Origin of the sequence: Massilia sp. CCM 8734 (assembly GCF_011682155.1) — a bacterium.
Classification (GTDB): domain Bacteria; phylum Pseudomonadota; class Gammaproteobacteria; order Burkholderiales; family Burkholderiaceae_D; genus Telluria_A; species Telluria_A rubra.
Window position 1 is genome coordinate 1 of the sequence record NZ_WHJI01000001.1, and the last position, 17118, is coordinate 17118.

The following is a 17118-nucleotide window of genomic DNA, read 5'->3' on the forward strand; positions in this document are numbered from 1 at the left end:
CGCAACGTCATGTCCCTGACTCCATTACAACGCTACGCGCGCTCATCGCCAGTGCAATCGCAACTCAACTACAGCGTTGCCCTTGCTGCTTTCAGATTAAACTTACTTTGTGACACAGTAAGACTAGTACTGAATCGAGCAACAATCGAGGACGCCCTCGCGACATTTCGGACAAGCCTGGCCGTGCGCAAAATCGAGAACCATCGTTCCCTCGCGCTTGCAATGCGGGCAAATAATGTGGTCGGTAGAATAGTCCACTCCCCACTCTCCCGCACTTTCAGCAATCAGGAATTCGACGGTCGGTTCCAGGCGAAACGTGATGTGTGGTGGTTTCTTTTTATGAAACACATGAACGTCCCGTATGAGCTGATGCACAACGATGAGTTCGTCAACATGCGGGCCCCACCGATTGTCTGTTGGCAGCGCGAACGCTGTCAGGCAAGCATGACAGAGCATCTCGCTACAACCCTGATGATGGGAGTGACCACTGTAAAATTCGAAATCGCACGACCTGCATGCGCAGTGCTGACCCCAACTCATGCGTCGGTTACCGTGTCTGTCACATTGGTCTCTGTTGCCGCCCGCCCTTGTCGGCACCGATTGAGCGAATGCGCGATCCACAGGAGCAGGGCAGGCCAGAGCGACACCCCGATGCACCACAGCAGACATGGAACCAGGCCCATCGTCATGTCACTAAAGCGCGGCATCCCCACGATGAGGGCAAGGCCCAGCGCACTGGCAAGGAAAAAAATTGCCGAGAACAGCCAGCGGTTGCCCTTTCCTGCCACGGCAAGCATGATGCCGGGAGAAATAGCCGACCCCACCACCAAAAAGATCCCCCCGCCCAGCTTTGCGAGCATAAAGTAAGCCGTGACCAGCATGAACACCATCAAACCGACATGGAAATACCAGGGAAGGTACTTCGGGTGGTGCACCAGTGAAGATGACGTGCTTTCGGAGTGCCTGTTCATGAAGCTTCTTTCAGGTGCGCGACGGATTCGTCGCGACATGCGGTGTTGGTCGGCCGAGATGACCTTGAACGCCTGCGTAACAGCGCTGCGCGCAGTGACCACAGCTGCCGTCTCGCTCTCCGGCTGTCGATTCGCATGCGCGTCCACGCCCTACAGCGAGCGCACGTGGTCCGACAGCACCAGCACCGGCCCGCTCGCCACCAGTACCATTTCGCGCACCATCAAATTCAGCCGCATCTGCACCGCGTCGCGCAGCGGTCCCTGGATCGGTTTAAACCCGAACATTTTCAGCACCCCTTTCACGATCTCTTCCTGGCTGGCGCCGAAGTGGCGTTCCACCACCTGGATGATGGCCACCTCAATCTCTTTCGGCGGCAGCATGTCCGCGCGGCGCAGCCCTTCCGAATCGACAAAGGTGCGGTCGCGCGGCGTCACCGGGCTGCCCGGCTTCCACACAAAGCCGTTCAGGCGCGCCACCAGGCCCTGTGCCACGGCCGCATCGACCGCGCGCTCGGTGGCCGCCGCCATGCGCGGGCCGACCCGCTGCAAGCCCCAGGTATTGCGCAGCCGGACCACGATTTCGTCCAGGTGCACCGGGCCTTCGATGTAGACGATCTGCTCGACCAGGTCGACCAGCACATCGAGCGGCGCGTCGTGCAACTCGTAGTCGCCGCCCGGCTTGACCAGCACCGCTTCCACGTAGCGGTTCCTGCGCTGCGGCGCTTCCTCGGCCGGCGTGATCGCCACTTCGGTGAGGATCTCGCGTTCGATCTGCACCCCTTGCGGCGGTGGCGGTTTGTGCAGCTTCTTGCTTTCTTCGGCGCGCAGGTCGAGCGTCTTGCGCGCCTCGTTGATGGCGGCGATCGTGCGTTGCAGCTGCTCCTGCGGGCGCTGGAACCAGTCGGTGCTCCAGATACGGTGGATGATCCAGCCGTGGTCTTCCAGCACCGCCTGGCGCAGGCGGTCGCGGTCGCGCGCGGAACTCGACGAGTGATACGCCGCGCCGTCGCATTCGATCCCCAGCAGATAGCGCCCCGGACGGTCCGGGTCGGGAATGGCCAGGTCGATGAAGAAGCCGGCGATACCTACCTGCGGATGGACCTCGAAGCCGCGCTCCTGGAGTGCGTTCGCCACTTCGACTTCAAACAGGCTGTCGTAATCGCGCCCGCTGCGCACGGCCATGCCCAACTGCCCGGTGCGCGCATAGCGCAGGAACAGTTTGAAGGCATGCACACCCTTGCCCTTGCCGCGTTCGAGGTCGATGTCTTCGTCGGTGATCGACGCGAACACCTCGCAGCGGCGCTTGGCGCGGCTGATCAGGACATTGAGGCGTCGTTCGCCGCCGTCCGCGCTCAACGGCCCGAAACGCATGTTCACCGTGCCGTTGGCATTGCGCCCGTAACCGACCGAAATGAGGATCACATCGCGCTCGTCGCCCTGCACGTTTTCGAGGTTCTTGATAAAAAACGGCTCGCTCGGATGCGACTGGAAAAAGCTCTCGGCGCGCTGGTCGGTGCGCCGCAGCACTTCCAACTGGTCTTCGATGGCCTTGCGCTGCGCCACCGAGAAGGTGGCCACGCCCAGCGAATGCTGCGCCGACTGCAGCGCGTGCCGCATGATGGCCTCGGCCACGGCCCTCGCTTCCTGCTCGTTGGTGCCGGTGTTGCCGCTGTCGAAAACGCCGTCCGCCACGTGCGTGAACGACAGGCCCATGCCCGCTTCCTGCGTGTACGGACTCGGTACGATGAACAGTTTGTTCTCGTAGAACTGGCTGTTCGATACCGCGATCAGCGACTGGTGGCGGCTGCGGTAGTGCCAGCGCAGCATGCGCTGCGGCAGGCCGCGCGCGGTAAACAGCCCCAAAATGCTTTCGATGTCGGACACCTGCGCTTCGCCGCCGTCGGTTTCCTCCTCGCTGGCATTGTCGTCGGTCAGCTTGGCGAAAAAGCGCGTCGGCGGCAGCTGGCGTTCATCGCCCACCACCACCACCTGGCGGCAGCGCGCAATGGCGCCGAGGGCGTCGACCGGCTGGATCTGGCTTGCTTCATCCATCACCAGCAGGTCGAAGGTGAGCAGGCCCGGTGGCAGGAACTGCGCCACCGACAAGGGGCTCATCATCAATACCGGCTTGATCGCCTGGATCGCCGGCGCCGCCTTGAGCATCAACTGGCGAATCGGCATGTGGCCGCGCCGGCGCGCCAGTTCGCCGCGCAGCACGCCCAGCGGGCCGATCGCGCTGCCGCCTTGCGGAATGCGCTGGAAGTGCGCACGCGCCACCTGCAGGCCGGCGGCGCGGATGCGCTGGTGGTCCAGTTCCACGAACTGCTGCACTTCGCTGTCGTGCACCTGGCCGTCGAAACTGGCCAGGGCCGGCTCAAAGCGCACCTGCGATGCGTACAGCGCTTCGAAATAACTCATGTTGAACGAGGCCGGGGCCGCGCCGGTGGCGAGGCGGCCGCTTTCCATCTCGTCGACGAAGCGCGCCATGCCCATCAAACGCGCCATGCCGCTGCGCTCGCGCCAGGTGACCCAGCGCGACAACTGCTCGGCGTAGGTGATCCAGTCGGCAAAGCGCACCAGCAGGTCGGCAATCGGCACGTGGGCCGCGCTGTCGGTGCCGAACAGCGACTGGGCGTCGGCGCACAGCGTTTCGAACAAGCCTTCGAGTTCATTGTTCCAGGCGATGTAGCCCTGTTCCAGCGCCAGCGCGCGCTGCAAGGGCAGGTTGCGGTCGTCGTGGCGCGCAACCATCGCCGGCAGCGCCGGATTGGCGTTGATCCACTGCGCCGCGCCGATCAAAAAGCTCCAGTCCGAGGCCGCGCCTTGCCAGTGCGAGCCGAACGCCTGTTCGCCCAGCACGCGCGCGTCGTCGATGCTGGCCGCGATGCGCTGCGCCGTGATCAGGGCGTCCAGCACCGGCAGCAGGTCGGACAAATGGGCCGGCCGGAACGCCAGCGCGCTGCGCACCGTGCCCAGGGCCGCGTCGAGCGCGACGACAAAGGTGCCTACTTCGGCCAGGTTGGCATGTTCGACCGTCAGGATGTCGGGGAACATGTGGCGGATCGCCGCGCCGCAGTCGTTCCAGCAGTCGCGCAGCAGGGTCAAGGTGTTCTCGAGCGAGCGCTGGACGTGGTCCACGCGCACGCCGAGGGCAGGGCGGTCGCTCACGCTGGCGGCGATCAGGCGCGGTTCCGGCCCCATGCCGCGCAGGGTGCGCATCCACGCCACCAGGGCGCGCAGCGGCACCGGCGACGAGCGCTCGGCGCGCCAGTCGCCGCCAAAGGCGGCGCGTCCCAGCTGGTCGTTCTCGCGCAAGAAGCGCATGGTTTTCTGGCCGGCCGAGAGGCGGTCCAGGATGTCGATCTGGCTGACCAGCTCAATGTCCGGATTGCGCAGCACCGATTTGATCAGGCCATTGGCGCGCCGCCAGTCGTCGCGCAAAAAGCGCAGCATGCTGCTGCCGTGGATGGCAAGTAGCTGGCGCACGCCGGTCAGGTCAAGGTCCCAGGCTTCGTCGAGCACTTTGTCGGCCAGCCAGGTGCGGGCCTCGTGCAAGGTGGCCACCGCCTCGGCAAGGTCGGCGGCCTGCTCGATGCCGTGGTCCCAGACGCTGGCCGACAATACCTCGGCGCTGACGTCCGGCGCGCAGGCGATGCGCTGGCCCAGGACAAGGGCCTTGCCGATTTCGGACAAGGTGTCCGTGCGCGCCGCGGCGCCCAGGTGTTCGCGCAGGCGCTCGGTGTCTTGCAGCAGCGTCGGCAACTGTACCGCCAGGCGCGCCAGGCGCCCGAAGGCCGCGTCGCTCATGCCGGCCGGCAGGGGGCGCAGCGCGTGACGCACCGGTTTCAGGTCGAGATGCCAGGCGTCGGGCGTGGCTTTGCCTTCCAAAAAGGTGACCAGTTGCGCATATTGCGCGCCCTGTTCGACCAGGTTGGTCATGTCTTCGCGCTGCGTGGTCCACACCGGCGACGACAAGGCCTGGCGCGACAGGCGCGGCGCGCTGGCCACGCGCTGCGCCATGTCGGCGATGCGGGCAAAATCGGCGCAGCTGTCGGGCGGGCCCATGTCGAGCGCGGCGGCCAGGGTAGTCTGGCTGGCCGCCAGTTCCGACAAGCCGGCGCTGGCGCGCGTGATACGTTGGGCGAGGCGCTCCATTTCGGTGGGCGAGATATTCGTCATGCGCACCCCGCGCCACGGGTGCTGCGAAGGCAGGCCCATCTCGGCCAGGCGCTGCGCCAGTTCGCTCACCAACTGGTAGCGCTGCGCGCGTTCGTCGGGAGTCCAGGTTTCGGGCTGGTCGAACGGGTTGTTCAAGGGCGCCACGCGCTGGCGCTGCAGTTCGGTGATGTGGCCGATCACCTGGTAGGGCGTCAGGCGCGCCACCGGATGCTCGGCGTGCATGCGGTCCGCATGGCCGTTGAGGGTGTCGCGCGCCAGTTGCAGGCGGGCGTTGAGGGTGGCGGGCAGTTCGCCGCGCGGCGCGCCCAGGTCGGCGGTGCGGCGCAGTTCTTCGAGCAGCACGCGCTTGTTGGCTTTGTTGCTGTGCAGTTCGAGGCAGGCGTCGCCCACGCCGGCATGATCGAGCCGGCGCTTGACCACGTCCAGCGCGGCCATTTTTTCGGCCACGAACAGCACGCTCTTGCCGTCGGCGACCGCCGAGGCGATGATGTTGGCGATCGTTTGCGACTTGCCAGTGCCGGGCGGGCCCTGGATCACCAGGTTGCGCCCGCTGCGCACGTCGTGCACGGCCAGCGCCTGCGAGCTGTCGCAGTCGACGATGTGCAGCAGTTCGGCGGGCGGGATGACGGCGTCGATCGGGGTGCCGTCCGGGATCGTCAAGGTGTCGCTGCCAAAGCCGTCCGACAGCAGGCCGCGCATCAGCGGCTGGCCGAGCAGGCCTTGCTGCACCGGCCACACCGACGGATCGAGGTCGCGGTACATCAGGAATTTGGCGAACGAGAAAAAGCCCATCACCACGTCGTCGGCAAGCACCTTCCAGTTTTCTTTCGAGGCGATCGCTTGCGCCACCTCGTTGATGTAGGCGGTCGGGTTGAAGTCGTCGCCGCCCTCGAAGGCGGGCAGGGTGATGCCGTGCACGCGGTGCAAAAACGCTTCGAGCGAGAGGTTGGCCGACAGTTCTTCCTGGCGCCAGCGCAGCTTGAACTGTTCGGCCGCGTTGCCGCGCTGGAGACTGACCGGGATCAGGATCAGCGGCGCGTAGCGGATGTTCCTGGCGTTGGCCGGGTCGATCCATTTCAGGGTGCCGAGCGTGAGGTACAGGATGTTGACGCCCTGTTCTTCTTCCAGCGTGCGGGCGTCGTTGTACAGGTCGAGCAGGCGCTTTTGCAGGCCCTTGGAGGTCAGCTTGGTCTGCAGCTTGGTGTCGTTATGGCGCAGCATGACGCCGTTTTCATCGACTTCCTCGTCGGGCTGGGCCAGTTCGTCGAGCACGCCGGCGTCTTCGGCCAGCTGCGCCGCGGTGGCCACGAAGGCCGCGCTGTGCCCGGGCAGGAAGGTGAGCGCGCGGTTTTCCGTGACCAGCATGCGGAAAATATCGCTCGAACGCTCGTCGATCACGTCGATGATGCGGGTCGACTTGGCCGAACGCGGAATGTTCAGCAGCCGGTTGCGGGCCGACAGGTCGAGCAGTTCCATGCGCGCGCGTTCGAGCTTGTCGTGCGCGCTCAGGTTGCGATCAAGGAACTCCGAGATCTTTTCCTGCGCCGCATCGGGCGCCGCGCCGGCCACGGGGGCGGACGCGCCATCGGCCGTGCCATCGACCACGGGATCGATCTTCTTGCTTTCAGCTTCACTCATGAATTAATACTCGCGCCGATCCGGTTTGATTTCCTGCAAAATGGTGGTGGCGATTTCCTCGATGGACTTGGTGGTCGACGACAGCCAGCGGATGCCTTCGCGCTTCATCATCAGCTCGGCCTCGTTGACTTCGTAGCGGCAATTCTCGATCGACGCGTACTTGCTGCCGGCGCGCCGCTCATGGCGGATTTCAGACAGGCGCTCCGGCGTGATCGACAGGCCAAAAATCTTGTCGCGGAACGGCGGCAGCGACGAGGGCAGGCGGCCGCGCTCGAAATCGTCGGGAATGAGCGGATAGTTGGCCGCTTTGATGCCGTACTGCATCGCCAGGTACAAGCTGGTCGGGGTCTTGCCCGAGCGCGACACGCCCACCAAAATCACGTCGGCGGCCGACAGGTTCTTGTGCGACTGCCCATCGTCATGCGCCAGCGAGAAGTTAATCGCTTCGATGCGGTTCTTGTACTCTTGGCTGTCGACAATATTGTGCGAGCGCCCGATGGTGTGGGTCGACTTGACGCCCAGTTCCTGTTCCAGTGGGGCAACAAAAGTCTGGATCAAGTCCATGTGCATGCCGCGCGACTGCCGGATCACGTTCGACAGGTCGGGCTTGACCAGGGTCGAAAACACGATCGGCCGCTGGCCGTCGGTGGTCAAGGCCTCGTTGATCTTGCGCGCCGCGTCGTACGCCTTGTCGAGTGTGTCGATAAACGGCAGGCGTACCTGGCGGAAACGCATTTCGAACTGGGTGAGGACGGCGTGGCCGAATGTCTCTGCGGTAATACCTGTGCCGTCGGAAACGAAAAACACGGTCCGGGCGGAGGTGGGCAGGGGTGGGCGTGGTTCTGTGGTCATATTTGTCGTGTCGGCTTCCTGTGCTGCCAATGTTTCAAGTTGTGCGCTGTAAATTCGCGGCGCAAGCTGTAAAATGCTCTGCAACGCATCAATTGTGCGGCACGGCCCCAAGAATAACAAGAAAACATAGTCAGTTCCGCCCTGCGACCAGATTTCTACTATCAGTAAGGGTGTTTGTTATGACCAACTTGTCTACCGCAGCATTGAAGGAACCGGATCGCACTGGCGTCTACGTGGCATCGTTCGAAACATTGCGCATGGCGGATGTCGAATCCGTCGGCGGCAAGAACGCTTCGCTCGGTGAAATGATCAGCCAACTGGCTGGCGCCGGCGTGCGCGTGCCGGGCGGCTTTGCCACCACGGCCGACGCCTTCCGCGACTTCCTGGCGCACGGCATCGACGGCGGCCCATCGCTGGGCGACCGTATCGCGACCCGCCTCGAAGGCTTGAACATCGACGACGTGCGCTCGCTCGCCGCCGCCGGCGCCGAGATCCGCAAATGGATCGTCGAGACGCCCTTCCAGGCCCGCCTGGAAGAAGAAATCCGCACCTTCTACGCGCGCCTGGTGGCCGATTCCGAAGTCGAAATGTCGTTCGCCGTGCGTTCCTCGGCCACCGCCGAAGACTTGCCGGATGCGTCTTTCGCCGGCCAGCAGGAGAGTTTTTTGAACGTCGTCGGCATCGATAATGTGCTCGAAGCGATGAAGCACGTGTTCGCGTCGCTGTACAACGACCGCGCCATTTCCTACCGCGTGCACAAGGGCTTTACCCACGCCGAAGTGGCCCTGTCGGCCGGTGTGCAGCGCATGGTGCGCTCGGACCTGGGCGCCGCCGGCGTGATGTTTACGATCGATACCGAATCGGGTTTTAAGGACGTAGTGTTCGTCACCTCCAGCTATGGCCTGGGCGAGACGGTGGTGCAGGGCGCGGTCAATCCCGACGAATTCTATGTGCATAAACCGATGCTGGAACAGGGCAAGTCGCCTGTGATCCGCCGCAATATCGGCTCCAAGCTGGTGAAGATGGAATTTACCAGCGAGGCCAAGGCCGGTCGCTCGGTCAAGACCGTCGACGTGCCGATCGAAATGCGCAACCGTTATTCGCTCAATGACGCCGAAGTGGTGGAACTCGCCAAGTACGCCGTCATCATCGAAAACCATTACGGCCGTCCGATGGACATCGAGTGGGGCAAGGATGGCCGCGACGGCAAACTGTACATCCTGCAAGCGCGTCCCGAGACCGTCAAGTCGCAGCAAAAACCCACCGACGCCCAGCAGCGCTTCAAGCTCAAAGGCAGCGGCACGGTGCTGGCGCAGGGCCGCGCCATCGGCCAGAAGATCGGCGCGGGCCGCGTGCGCGTGATTCACGATCCGTCCGAAATGGAACGGGTGCAGCCGGGCGACGTGCTGGTGGCCGACATGACCGACCCGAACTGGGAGCCGGTGATGAAGCGCGCATCGGCCATTGTCACCAACCGTGGCGGGCGTACCTGCCACGCGGCGATCATCGCGCGCGAACTGGGCGTGCCGGCCGTTGTCGGTTGCGGCGACGCCACCGAAACGCTGAAAGACGGCATGCTGGTGACCGTGTCCTGCGCCGAAGGCGACGAGGGCATGATCTACGACGGCTTGCTGGAAACGGAAGTGTCGGAAGTGGCGCGCGGCGAACTGCCGCCGATCGCCACCAAGATCATGATGAACGTCGGGAACCCGCAGCTGGCCTTCGACTTCCAGTCGATTCCGAACGGCGGCGTGGGCCTGGCGCGCCTGGAGTTCATCATCAATAACAATATTGGTGTGCACCCGAAAGCGATTCTCGAGTATCCGAACATCGATGCCGACCTGAAAAAAGCGGTGGAGTCGGTCGCGCGCGGCCATGCTTCGCCAAAGGCGTTCTACGTCGACAAGCTGGCCGAAGGGATTGCGACGATTGCCGCCGCGTTCTGGCCGAAGCCGGTCATCGTGCGCCTGTCCGACTTCAAGTCGAACGAGTACAAGAAGCTGATCGGCGGTTCGCGCTACGAGCCGGATGAAGAAAATCCGATGCTCGGTTTCCGTGGCGCCGCGCGTTACCTGTCGCCCGACTTTGCCGAGTCGTTCGAGATGGAGTGCGCCGCCATGAAACGCGTGCGCAACGACATGGGCCTGACCAACGTCGAGATCATGGTGCCGTTCGTGCGTACCCTCGGCCAGGCCGAAAAAGTGGTCAACCTGCTGGCCAAGAATGGTCTCAAGCGCGGCGAAAACGGCCTGCGCCTGATCATGATGTGCGAAGTGCCGTCGAATGCGATTTTGGCCAACGAGTTCCTGCAGCACTTCGATGGTTTCTCGATCGGTTCCAACGACCTGACCCAGCTGACCCTGGGCCTGGACCGCGATTCGGGCATGGCGCTGCTGGCGGCCGATTTCGACGAGCGCGATCCTGCGGTCAAGGCGCTGCTGTCGATGGCGATCAAGGCTTGCCGCGACCAGGGCAAGTACATCGGCATCTGCGGCCAGGGGCCGTCGGACCATCCGGACTTTGCGGCGTGGCTGATGGGCGAAGGCATCGAGTCGATGTCCTTGAATCCCGATTCGGTGATCGATACCTGGCAGAAGCTGGCCGCGCTGTAATTCATCGGCACCCGGCGTGACTGCGCCGGTGCGACCATCGAACCCGTCGTTTCCGTCAATTGCGGAAACGACGGGTTTTTCGCCTGAAGGAACCCTGGCCGCCGATCTCGCGCGACCCTGTCGACCTGTTGCTGCTCGATGGCGCCAAGGCGCTGTACCGCGACGTGCTGGCGCTGCTGGAAGGACGCCTGCGGCCGGGCGTCCTGGTCATCGCCGACAACGCCGATCACAGCCCGGAATACCTGGCGTACGTGCGTGCGCCCGGCAGCGGCTTTTTGTCGTTTCCGTTTGCGGGCGATGTGGACGTGTCGCTCAAGGTGGGCTGAGGCGACGAGGCGCGGTATTCTGTAGTTGACACTTCCCCAGAACCCGCTAGACTAAGCGCATTGAAGTCAATCCAACGAACCCATTATAAAAACCGACTTTTCAACAAATTCGCACCCTCGTCGCCCATTCCGGGTCACGGGGGTTTTTGTTTTCTATAATCAGGAGACGTGTCATGGCTGACTGGACTTGGTGGCTGGCGCTGTCTGGCGCACTGGTAATTCTGGAACTCTTCACGGGCACGTTCTACCTGCTGATGATCGCCATCGGCGTGGCGTGCGGCGCGATCACGGCGCTGATGGGCTACAGCACCCCGGCGCAGATCCTCACCGCCGCCGTGGTCGGCGTGATCGCCACCGGGCTGCTGCACCGCAGCCGCTTCGGCGCGCCCGCTCGCCAGGATGCCGCGCGCGATCCGAACGTGAACATGGACATCGGCCAGAGCGTCTTCGTCGCCACCTGGACCGACGGCAGGGCGCGCGTCATGTACCGCGGCGCGCCCTGGGATGTGCAACTCGGGCCCGGCGCACTGGCCGAAGCGGGCAGTTTCAGGATCGTGGAAGTGCAGGGCAGTCGCCTGATCGTCGCCAACGGCTAACTAACAACAAAGAGGAGAAACAGGCTATGGAAGGTTTCGGAATATTGACACTCATCGTTCTCGGCGCGGCGGTGGTGTTCGTCGTCATGGCGGTCAATGTGGTGCCGCAGCAGCACGCCTGGGTGGTCGAACGCCTCGGCAAATACCACAAGACCCTGGTGCCGGGCCTCTCCATCGTGGTGCCGTTCGTCGACCGCATCGCGTACAAGCACATTCTCAAGGAGATTCCGCTCGACGTCCCGCCGCAGGTCTGCATCACGCGCGATAACACCCAACTGCAGGTGGACGGCATCCTGTACTTCCAGATCACCGATCCGATGCGCGCCTCGTATGGCTCGTCGAACTACCTGGCGGCCATCACCCAGCTGGCCCAGACTACCCTGCGCTCGGTGATCGGCAAGATGGAGCTCGATAAAACCTTCGAAGAGCGCGATCACATCAACGTCACCATTGTCAACGCGATCGACGAATCGGCCGCCAACTGGGGCGTCAAGGTGCTGCGCTATGAAATCAAGGACCTCACGCCGCCGCAGGAAATCCTGCACGCGATGCAGGCGCAGATTACCGCCGAACGCGAGAAACGCGCGCTGATCGCGGCATCGGAAGGGCGCAAACAGGAGCAGATCAACATCGCCACCGGCGAGCGCGAAGCGGCCATCGCCCGCTCGGAAGGCGAGAAGCAGGCCTCGATCAACCGCGCCGAAGGGCAGGCCAAGGCCATCGTGGCGCTGGCCGAAGCGAACGCCGAAGCGCTGCGCCAGATCGCGGCCGCCATCCGCGAGCCGGGCGGGCAGGATGCGGTCAACCTGAAGGTGGCCGAGCAGTACGTGCACGCGTTCTCGGAACTGGCCAAGACCAACAATTCGATCATCGTGCCGGCCAACCTGGGCGAGATGAGCGGCTTGATCGCCAGCGCCATGCAGATCGTGAAAACCCAGAAATAGGAGCGGCCATGCGCGTGATCGTCATTACCGGCAGTTCGGACGGCATCGGCGCCGACATGGCGCGTCAGCTGGCCGCCAGCAACGGCGCCGGCGTGGCGCTGGTGCTGGCCGCCCGCAATGGCGCCATGCTCGATGCGGTGGCGGGGCAGTGCCAGGCGCTCGGCGCGCAGACGCTGGCCGTGCCGACCGATGTATCGGTGCAGGCAGAGTGCATCGCGCTGATCGACGCGGCGGTGGCGCGTTTCGGCCGCATCGACGCCTTGATCAACAACGCCGGGCGCTCGGCCCACGCCTTGTTCGAGGACGTGCAGGACCTGGGCTGGTACGAAGACCTGATGCGGGTGAACCTGTGGGGCAGCGTGTGGTGCACGCATGCGGCCCTGGCGCACCTGAAGGCGTCGCGCGGGAGCATCGTGGCGGTGTCGTCGCTGGCGGGACTGGTCGGCGTGCCGGGACGCACCGCCTACGCCGCGACCAAGTTCGCCATGGCGGGTTTTTTCGAAGCCTTGCGCACCGAATTAAAGGGCGCGGGCGTGAGCGTGACAACCGCCTATCCGGGCGTGGTGGCCACCCAGATCCGCCATCACGGTTACAACGCGGCAGGGCAGCAGCTGGGCAAAAGTTTGCTCAAGGAAGAGGGCGCGATGTCGGTGGAAGAATGCGCACGCCTGATCATCGAGGGCATGGAGGGGCGCCGCCGCGAGGTGGTCATGACGGCCAAGGGCAAGGCCGGGCGCTTTCTCAAGCTGGTCGCGCCGGGCCTGGTCGAGCAGATGGCGCTGGCGGCGGTCAAGGCGTCGTAGCGAGCTTGCGAGCTGATGCCGGCGCCCGTCATCGACATTGCTAGTCTTTCTTCCGAGTGCTTTTCATCATGCAGGGCGGGCGGGCCGCGCCGGCCTTATCGGCAGGCGCGCGCGACGCGCCGTTCGGCTTCGGTGATCGCGGCATCGCGCTGCGGGTCCGAAATGAAATTTCGATTGCCCTTGTTGTCGACGGTATGGACGCCGCGCCCATCCCTCACGACGGCCAATTGCTGGCGCTCGTTGTTGCAGTCAATGGACTTGTTCTTGGCGCGGATTTTGGCATTGTCGGCTTCCAGCTTCTCGGCAGCCAATTTTTGCTCATACTCGCTTTTCGAGGAGCCTCCCGGCGCAGCTTTCTGGGTGGCTGCCGGCTTTGCTTGCGCCTGCACGCCTGGCTGGACCGGCGCCGTGACATGCACCGGCGGTGGCATCGACGCGGTCGGCTTGCGGCTCGGGTCCCAGTTGGCGCCGGGACGGTCGTCGGCGTAGCGCTCTTTCGTTTCAGCCAGCTTTTGCTGCCTGACCAAGGCATTGCGCTCGGCCAAGGTCGGCATCTTTTTCGCGTAGGCGCTGGCCGGCGGCGGGCACGGCGCGTTCTGGTAGACCGGGTGGCCGTTCGGGCCTTTGCATTTGTTCAGGCCCGCGTGGGCGCCGCTGCACAGGCTGGCGAGGATGAGCGTGAGGTAAAGCGAACGTGTTTGCATGCTGGTCGGGATGATGGGATGTCTGAAAGTGGAAGCGCGAGGGGCTTGGGCGTGCGTGGCGTCGCAGATTCTGGCAGCAATGGTTTTATTACGCAAGTAATCTTGCTCAAACAGTCAGGCCGCTGCCGGCCTTAAGCATCGCTAAAGACGTGCCGCGTATAACTTGCTCACCACTTACACAGGAGACTGAGATGAAAAAACTGGTGCGCGAGAACAAGGGTTGGCTGGTGTTTTTGTTGTTATTCGGACTGTTCCGGACTGCGGTCGCGGACTGGAATCCGATTCCATCGGGCTCGATGCGGCCCAACCTGCTCGAAGGCGACGTGGTCTTCGTCAACCGCCTCGCCTACAACGTCAAGATTCCCCTGACCGACGTGGTGCTGGCGCGCGTCGGCGAGCCGCGGCGCGGCGACGTGGTGACGTTTTCCTCGCCGGCGGACGGCACGCGCCTGATCAAGCGCCTGGTCGCGCTGCCGGGCGACATCGTCGAAATGCGCGACGAGCAGCTCATTATCAATGGCCAGCCGGCCAGTTACGCGGCCGCCGGCACGGCGCTCGAGCCGCTCGGCGACGGCACCCGGGTCGCCGCCCAGAACGTCGACGAAACCTTCGCCGGCCACCGGCGCCGCATCCAGGTCATTCCGGAACTGATGGCGCCGCGCAACTTCGGACCGGTGACCGTACCCAAGGACCAGTTCATGATGCTGGGCGACAATCGCGACCGTAGCGCCGATTCGCGCATGGTGGGCATGGTGCCGCGCCATCTGCTGATCGGGCGCGCCGAGCGCATCCTGGCCTCGGCCGCCATCGACGGCAACTGGATGCCGCGCACGGAGCGCTTCGGCATGAAGATGCCGTAAGCCGTGTTGTTACTGGCTCTCCGGTAACTTTTCACAAATGCCGGTAAAATTGCGGGCTCGGTTGGCCGCATGGTGCGCTGCCGTATTTACATAAGGCTTTACCGCATGCAGCGTATGTTAACAGTGATCCTGGCTTGCCTGGGGATGGTCGGCGCCCTCGCCATCGATACCTACCTGCCGTCCATCCCGGCGATCGGGCGCGAATTTGCCGTCGGCCCGCTGGCGGTGCAGCAAACGCTGAGCGTGTTCCTGTTCACCTTTGCTTTCATGATGCTGTTCTACGGCACCTTGTCGGACTCCTTCGGGCGCCGCCCCGTGATCCTGATCGCGCTGGCGGTGTACACGCTGGCCTCGCTGGGCGCGGTGTTCGCGCCCAGCTTCGGCGTGCTGCTGGCCTGCCGCGCCTTGCAGGGGCTGGCGGCGGGCGCCGGCTCGGTGATCGGGCAAGCAATCGTGCAAGACCGGTTTTCGCATGACCAGGCGCACGCGCAGCGCATCATGTCGCACATCATGATGGTGTTCGGGCTGGCGCCGGCCATCGCCCCGGTGCTGGGGGGCTACCTGCACGTGCACTTCGGCTGGCGCTCGACCTTTGTGTTCCTGGCCATGTTCGGCGCCTTGATGATGCTGCTCGTGTATCGCGGTTTGCCGGAAAGCTTGCCCAAGGCGCAGCGCCACGCTTTTCATGGCATTGCGATCGCAAAAAATTATCTGAAGGTGCTGCGCCATCCGCAATTCCTGCTGCTGTCGCTGGCGGTCGGGCTGGCGTTCAGCGGTTTGTCGCTGTACATCGGCTCGGCCGCCAATTTCGTCATGGATATTCTTCACCTGCCGGAAACCGCGTTCGCGTGGCTGTTCATTCCCATGATCGGCGGCATGGTGGTCGGTTCGGCGTGGGGCGGCAAGGCGGCCGCGCGGATTGCCCCGGCAAAGATGATGTGGCTCGGCTTCGGCATCATGGCGGCCGGGAGCGTGATCAGCATCGGCTACAACCTGCTGTTCGTGGCCGCCATCCCGTGGGCGGTGCTGCCGCTGGCGGTGTACACCTTTGGCCTGGCGGTGGCCATGCCGGCGATCCAGGTGGGCGCCTTGTCGCTGTTCCCGCATAACCGGGGCCTGGCCTCGTCGATGATGTCGTTCATCCAGATGATGGCGTTCGCGCTGGTGTCGGGCATGCTGGCGCCGCTGCTGTTCGACAGCGCCCTGAAACTGGCGTACGGGGTAGGCGGCTCGCTGGTGCTGAGCTTTTTGTGTTGGCGCTTGAGTTTGCTGGTGGCGCGGCCTGCGGTGCAGGTGGCGTAAGCGCCGCCGTTTCCGCCCGGGGCGGTAACGGCGGTGTTACAGGCTGTCAGCGGCTGTGCGTCTTCATGGCGGCGGCAACCTCGCGCTTGCCGTCGCGTTCTTTCTCGGTGGCGCGCTTGTCGTGCTGCTTCTTGCCTTTGGCAAGGCCAATCTCGCACTTGACGCGGCCACCCTTGAAGTGCAGGTTGATCGGCACCAGGGTATAGCCGGAGCGCTCGACCTTGCCGATCAGCTTGTCGACTTCGGCGCGGTGCAGCAGCAGCTTGCGCGTGCGCACCGCTTCGGGGTGGGTAAATGACGACGCGGTCGAGAGCGCGCTGATGTGCGCGCCGAACAGGAACAGCTCGTCCCCGCGTACGACCACGTACGCCTCCTTGATCTGGACGCGCGAATCGCGAATCGCCTTGACTTCCCATCCTTCGAGCACGATACCGGCTTCGTAACGGTCCTCGATGAAGTAGTCGTGGAATGCTTTTTTATTGTCAACAATACTCATGAAATGGCTAAAGTGCGCGGTTCGGTTAAACTACTGATGCAACATACCCAACATCATAGCAAACGGTTGATTAATGGCAGTAGTACACAAAACAGTATTTTTGGCTTACAGCGCCGAACAGATGTTCGACCTTGTGGCCAAAGTGGAAGATTATCCCAAATTCCTGCCCTGGTGCGGCGGCGTGAAGCTCATCGAGCGGACCGACGACTCACTGACGGCCAGCCTGGCGATTCACTTCCACGGTGTGAAGCAAAGCTTCACGACCCGCAATATCAACACGCGGCCGACCCAGATGAAAATGAAACTGGTCGACGGCCCGTTCAAGTGCATGGATGGCACCTGGACTTTCAAGGCGCTGCGTGCCGATGCCTGCAAGGTCGAATTCGACCTGCACTACGAATTTTCAAGCATGATACTCGAACAATTGATCGGGCCGGTGTTCGGCGTCATCGCCAACAGCATGGTCGACTCGTTCTGCAAGCGCGCCGAGACGGTATATGGTTGATTCCGTGGCTGACGCCAAGGCTGATCCGGCGGGCGGCAAGTTCACCGTCCAGGTCTGCTACGCCACGCCGCTGCGTGAGTACCTGCATGCGCTGACGGTGGAGCAGGGCTGTACGATCGAACAGGCGATCATCCGCAGCGGCGTGCTCGAGGCGATTCCAGGAATCGACCTGGCGCTCCAGCCGGTGGGCCTGTACGGCAAGAAAAAACCGCTGGATACCGTGCTGCGCCCGCGCGACCGGATCGAAATCTACCGGCCGCTGGTGGCCGACCCCAAGGAATCGCGCCGCAAGCGGGCCGAAAAGAAGGCGCAGCCGACCTGAGTCGCCGC

Annotated in this window: 13 protein-coding genes and 1 pseudogene; 9 read left to right on the forward strand and 5 right to left on the reverse strand. The window is 63.7% G+C overall.

All coding sequences use genetic code 11. From position 1 onward, the window contains the following. Nucleotides 1–536: 536 nt before the first annotated feature. From F2P46_RS00005 to F2P46_RS00015, 3 genes are all read right to left on the reverse strand, one after another. Complete coding sequence (locus tag F2P46_RS00005) at nt 537–971, reverse strand: hypothetical protein (protein WP_166884084.1); 435 nt, start codon at nt 969–971, stop codon at nt 537–539. A 150-nt stretch (nt 972–1121) separates the two neighbouring features. Further along, nucleotides 1122–6788, reverse strand: a complete 5667-nt coding sequence (locus F2P46_RS00010; RefSeq protein ID WP_166884086.1) for a DUF3320 domain-containing protein — start codon at nt 6786–6788, stop codon at nt 1122–1124. Nucleotides 6789–6791: 3 nt separating this feature from the next. Beyond that, the gene (locus F2P46_RS00015; protein ID WP_166878825.1) at nt 6792–7640 is read right to left on the reverse strand and encodes a pyruvate, water dikinase regulatory protein; all 849 of its coding nucleotides are present in this window, start codon (nt 7638–7640) and stop codon (nt 6792–6794) included. A 257-nt stretch (nt 7641–7897) separates the two neighbouring features. Here F2P46_RS00015 and ppsA point away from each other — a divergent pair, with 257 nt between their 5' ends. The 5 genes and pseudogenes from ppsA to F2P46_RS00040 all read left to right on the forward strand — a co-directional run bounded on the left by ppsA (nt 7898) and on the right by F2P46_RS00040 (nt 12921). Then, nucleotides 7898–10252 carry a phosphoenolpyruvate synthase gene (ppsA, locus tag F2P46_RS00020; protein ID WP_229508941.1) on the forward strand — a complete coding sequence of 785 codons (2355 nt, stop codon included), beginning with the start codon at nt 7898–7900 and terminating at the stop codon, nt 10250–10252. Between the two features lie 91 nt (nt 10253–10343). Beyond that, nucleotides 10344–10578: pseudogene (locus tag F2P46_RS00025) on the forward strand (O-methyltransferase); the annotation flags it as partial. A 173-nt stretch (nt 10579–10751) separates the two neighbouring features. Further along, nucleotides 10752–11174 (forward strand): NfeD family protein, encoded by a 423-nt coding sequence (locus F2P46_RS00030; protein ID WP_166884090.1) that lies wholly within the window; start codon nt 10752–10754, stop codon nt 11172–11174. Nucleotides 11175–11200: 26 nt separating this feature from the next. Beyond that, nucleotides 11201–12118 carry a stomatin-like protein gene (locus F2P46_RS00035; RefSeq protein WP_166884092.1) on the forward strand — a complete coding sequence of 306 codons (918 nt, stop codon included), beginning with the start codon at nt 11201–11203 and terminating at the stop codon, nt 12116–12118. An 8-nt stretch (nt 12119–12126) separates the two neighbouring features. Continuing rightward, nucleotides 12127–12921: an SDR family oxidoreductase gene (locus F2P46_RS00040; protein WP_166884094.1), complete on the forward strand. Its 795-nt coding sequence runs from the start codon at nt 12127–12129 to the stop codon at nt 12919–12921. A gap of 95 nt (nt 12922–13016) precedes the next feature. On the opposite strand, the gene F2P46_RS00045 is transcribed toward F2P46_RS00040, so the two are convergent. Beyond that, nucleotides 13017–13625 (reverse strand): DUF4124 domain-containing protein, encoded by a 609-nt coding sequence (locus F2P46_RS00045; RefSeq protein ID WP_166884096.1) that lies wholly within the window; start codon nt 13623–13625, stop codon nt 13017–13019. Nucleotides 13626–13816: 191 nt separating this feature from the next. On the opposite strand from F2P46_RS00045, the gene lepB reads away from it, so the two are divergent. Continuing rightward, nucleotides 13817–14485 (forward strand): signal peptidase I, encoded by a 669-nt coding sequence (lepB, locus tag F2P46_RS00050; RefSeq protein ID WP_166884098.1) that lies wholly within the window; start codon nt 13817–13819, stop codon nt 14483–14485. A gap of 105 nt (nt 14486–14590) precedes the next feature. Then, nucleotides 14591–15787, forward strand: a complete 1197-nt coding sequence (locus F2P46_RS00055) for a multidrug effflux MFS transporter (RefSeq protein ID WP_166884100.1) — start codon at nt 14591–14593, stop codon at nt 15785–15787. Between the two features lie 46 nt (nt 15788–15833). On the opposite strand, the gene smpB is transcribed toward F2P46_RS00055, so the two are convergent. After that, a complete protein-coding gene (smpB, locus tag F2P46_RS00060) occupies nt 15834–16283 on the reverse strand; it encodes an SsrA-binding protein SmpB (protein ID WP_054262876.1) in 450 nt (149 codons plus the stop codon). A 73-nt stretch (nt 16284–16356) separates the two neighbouring features. On the opposite strand from smpB, the gene F2P46_RS00065 reads away from it, so the two are divergent. Further along, nucleotides 16357–16788 carry a type II toxin-antitoxin system RatA family toxin gene (locus F2P46_RS00065; protein ID WP_166878796.1) on the forward strand — a complete coding sequence of 144 codons (432 nt, stop codon included), beginning with the start codon at nt 16357–16359 and terminating at the stop codon, nt 16786–16788. Next, nucleotides 16781–17110: an RnfH family protein gene (locus tag F2P46_RS00070; protein ID WP_166884102.1), complete on the forward strand. Its 330-nt coding sequence runs from the start codon at nt 16781–16783 to the stop codon at nt 17108–17110. The genes F2P46_RS00065 and F2P46_RS00070 overlap by 8 nt, the downstream gene beginning before the upstream one ends. Nucleotides 17111–17118 lie beyond the last annotated feature (8 nt).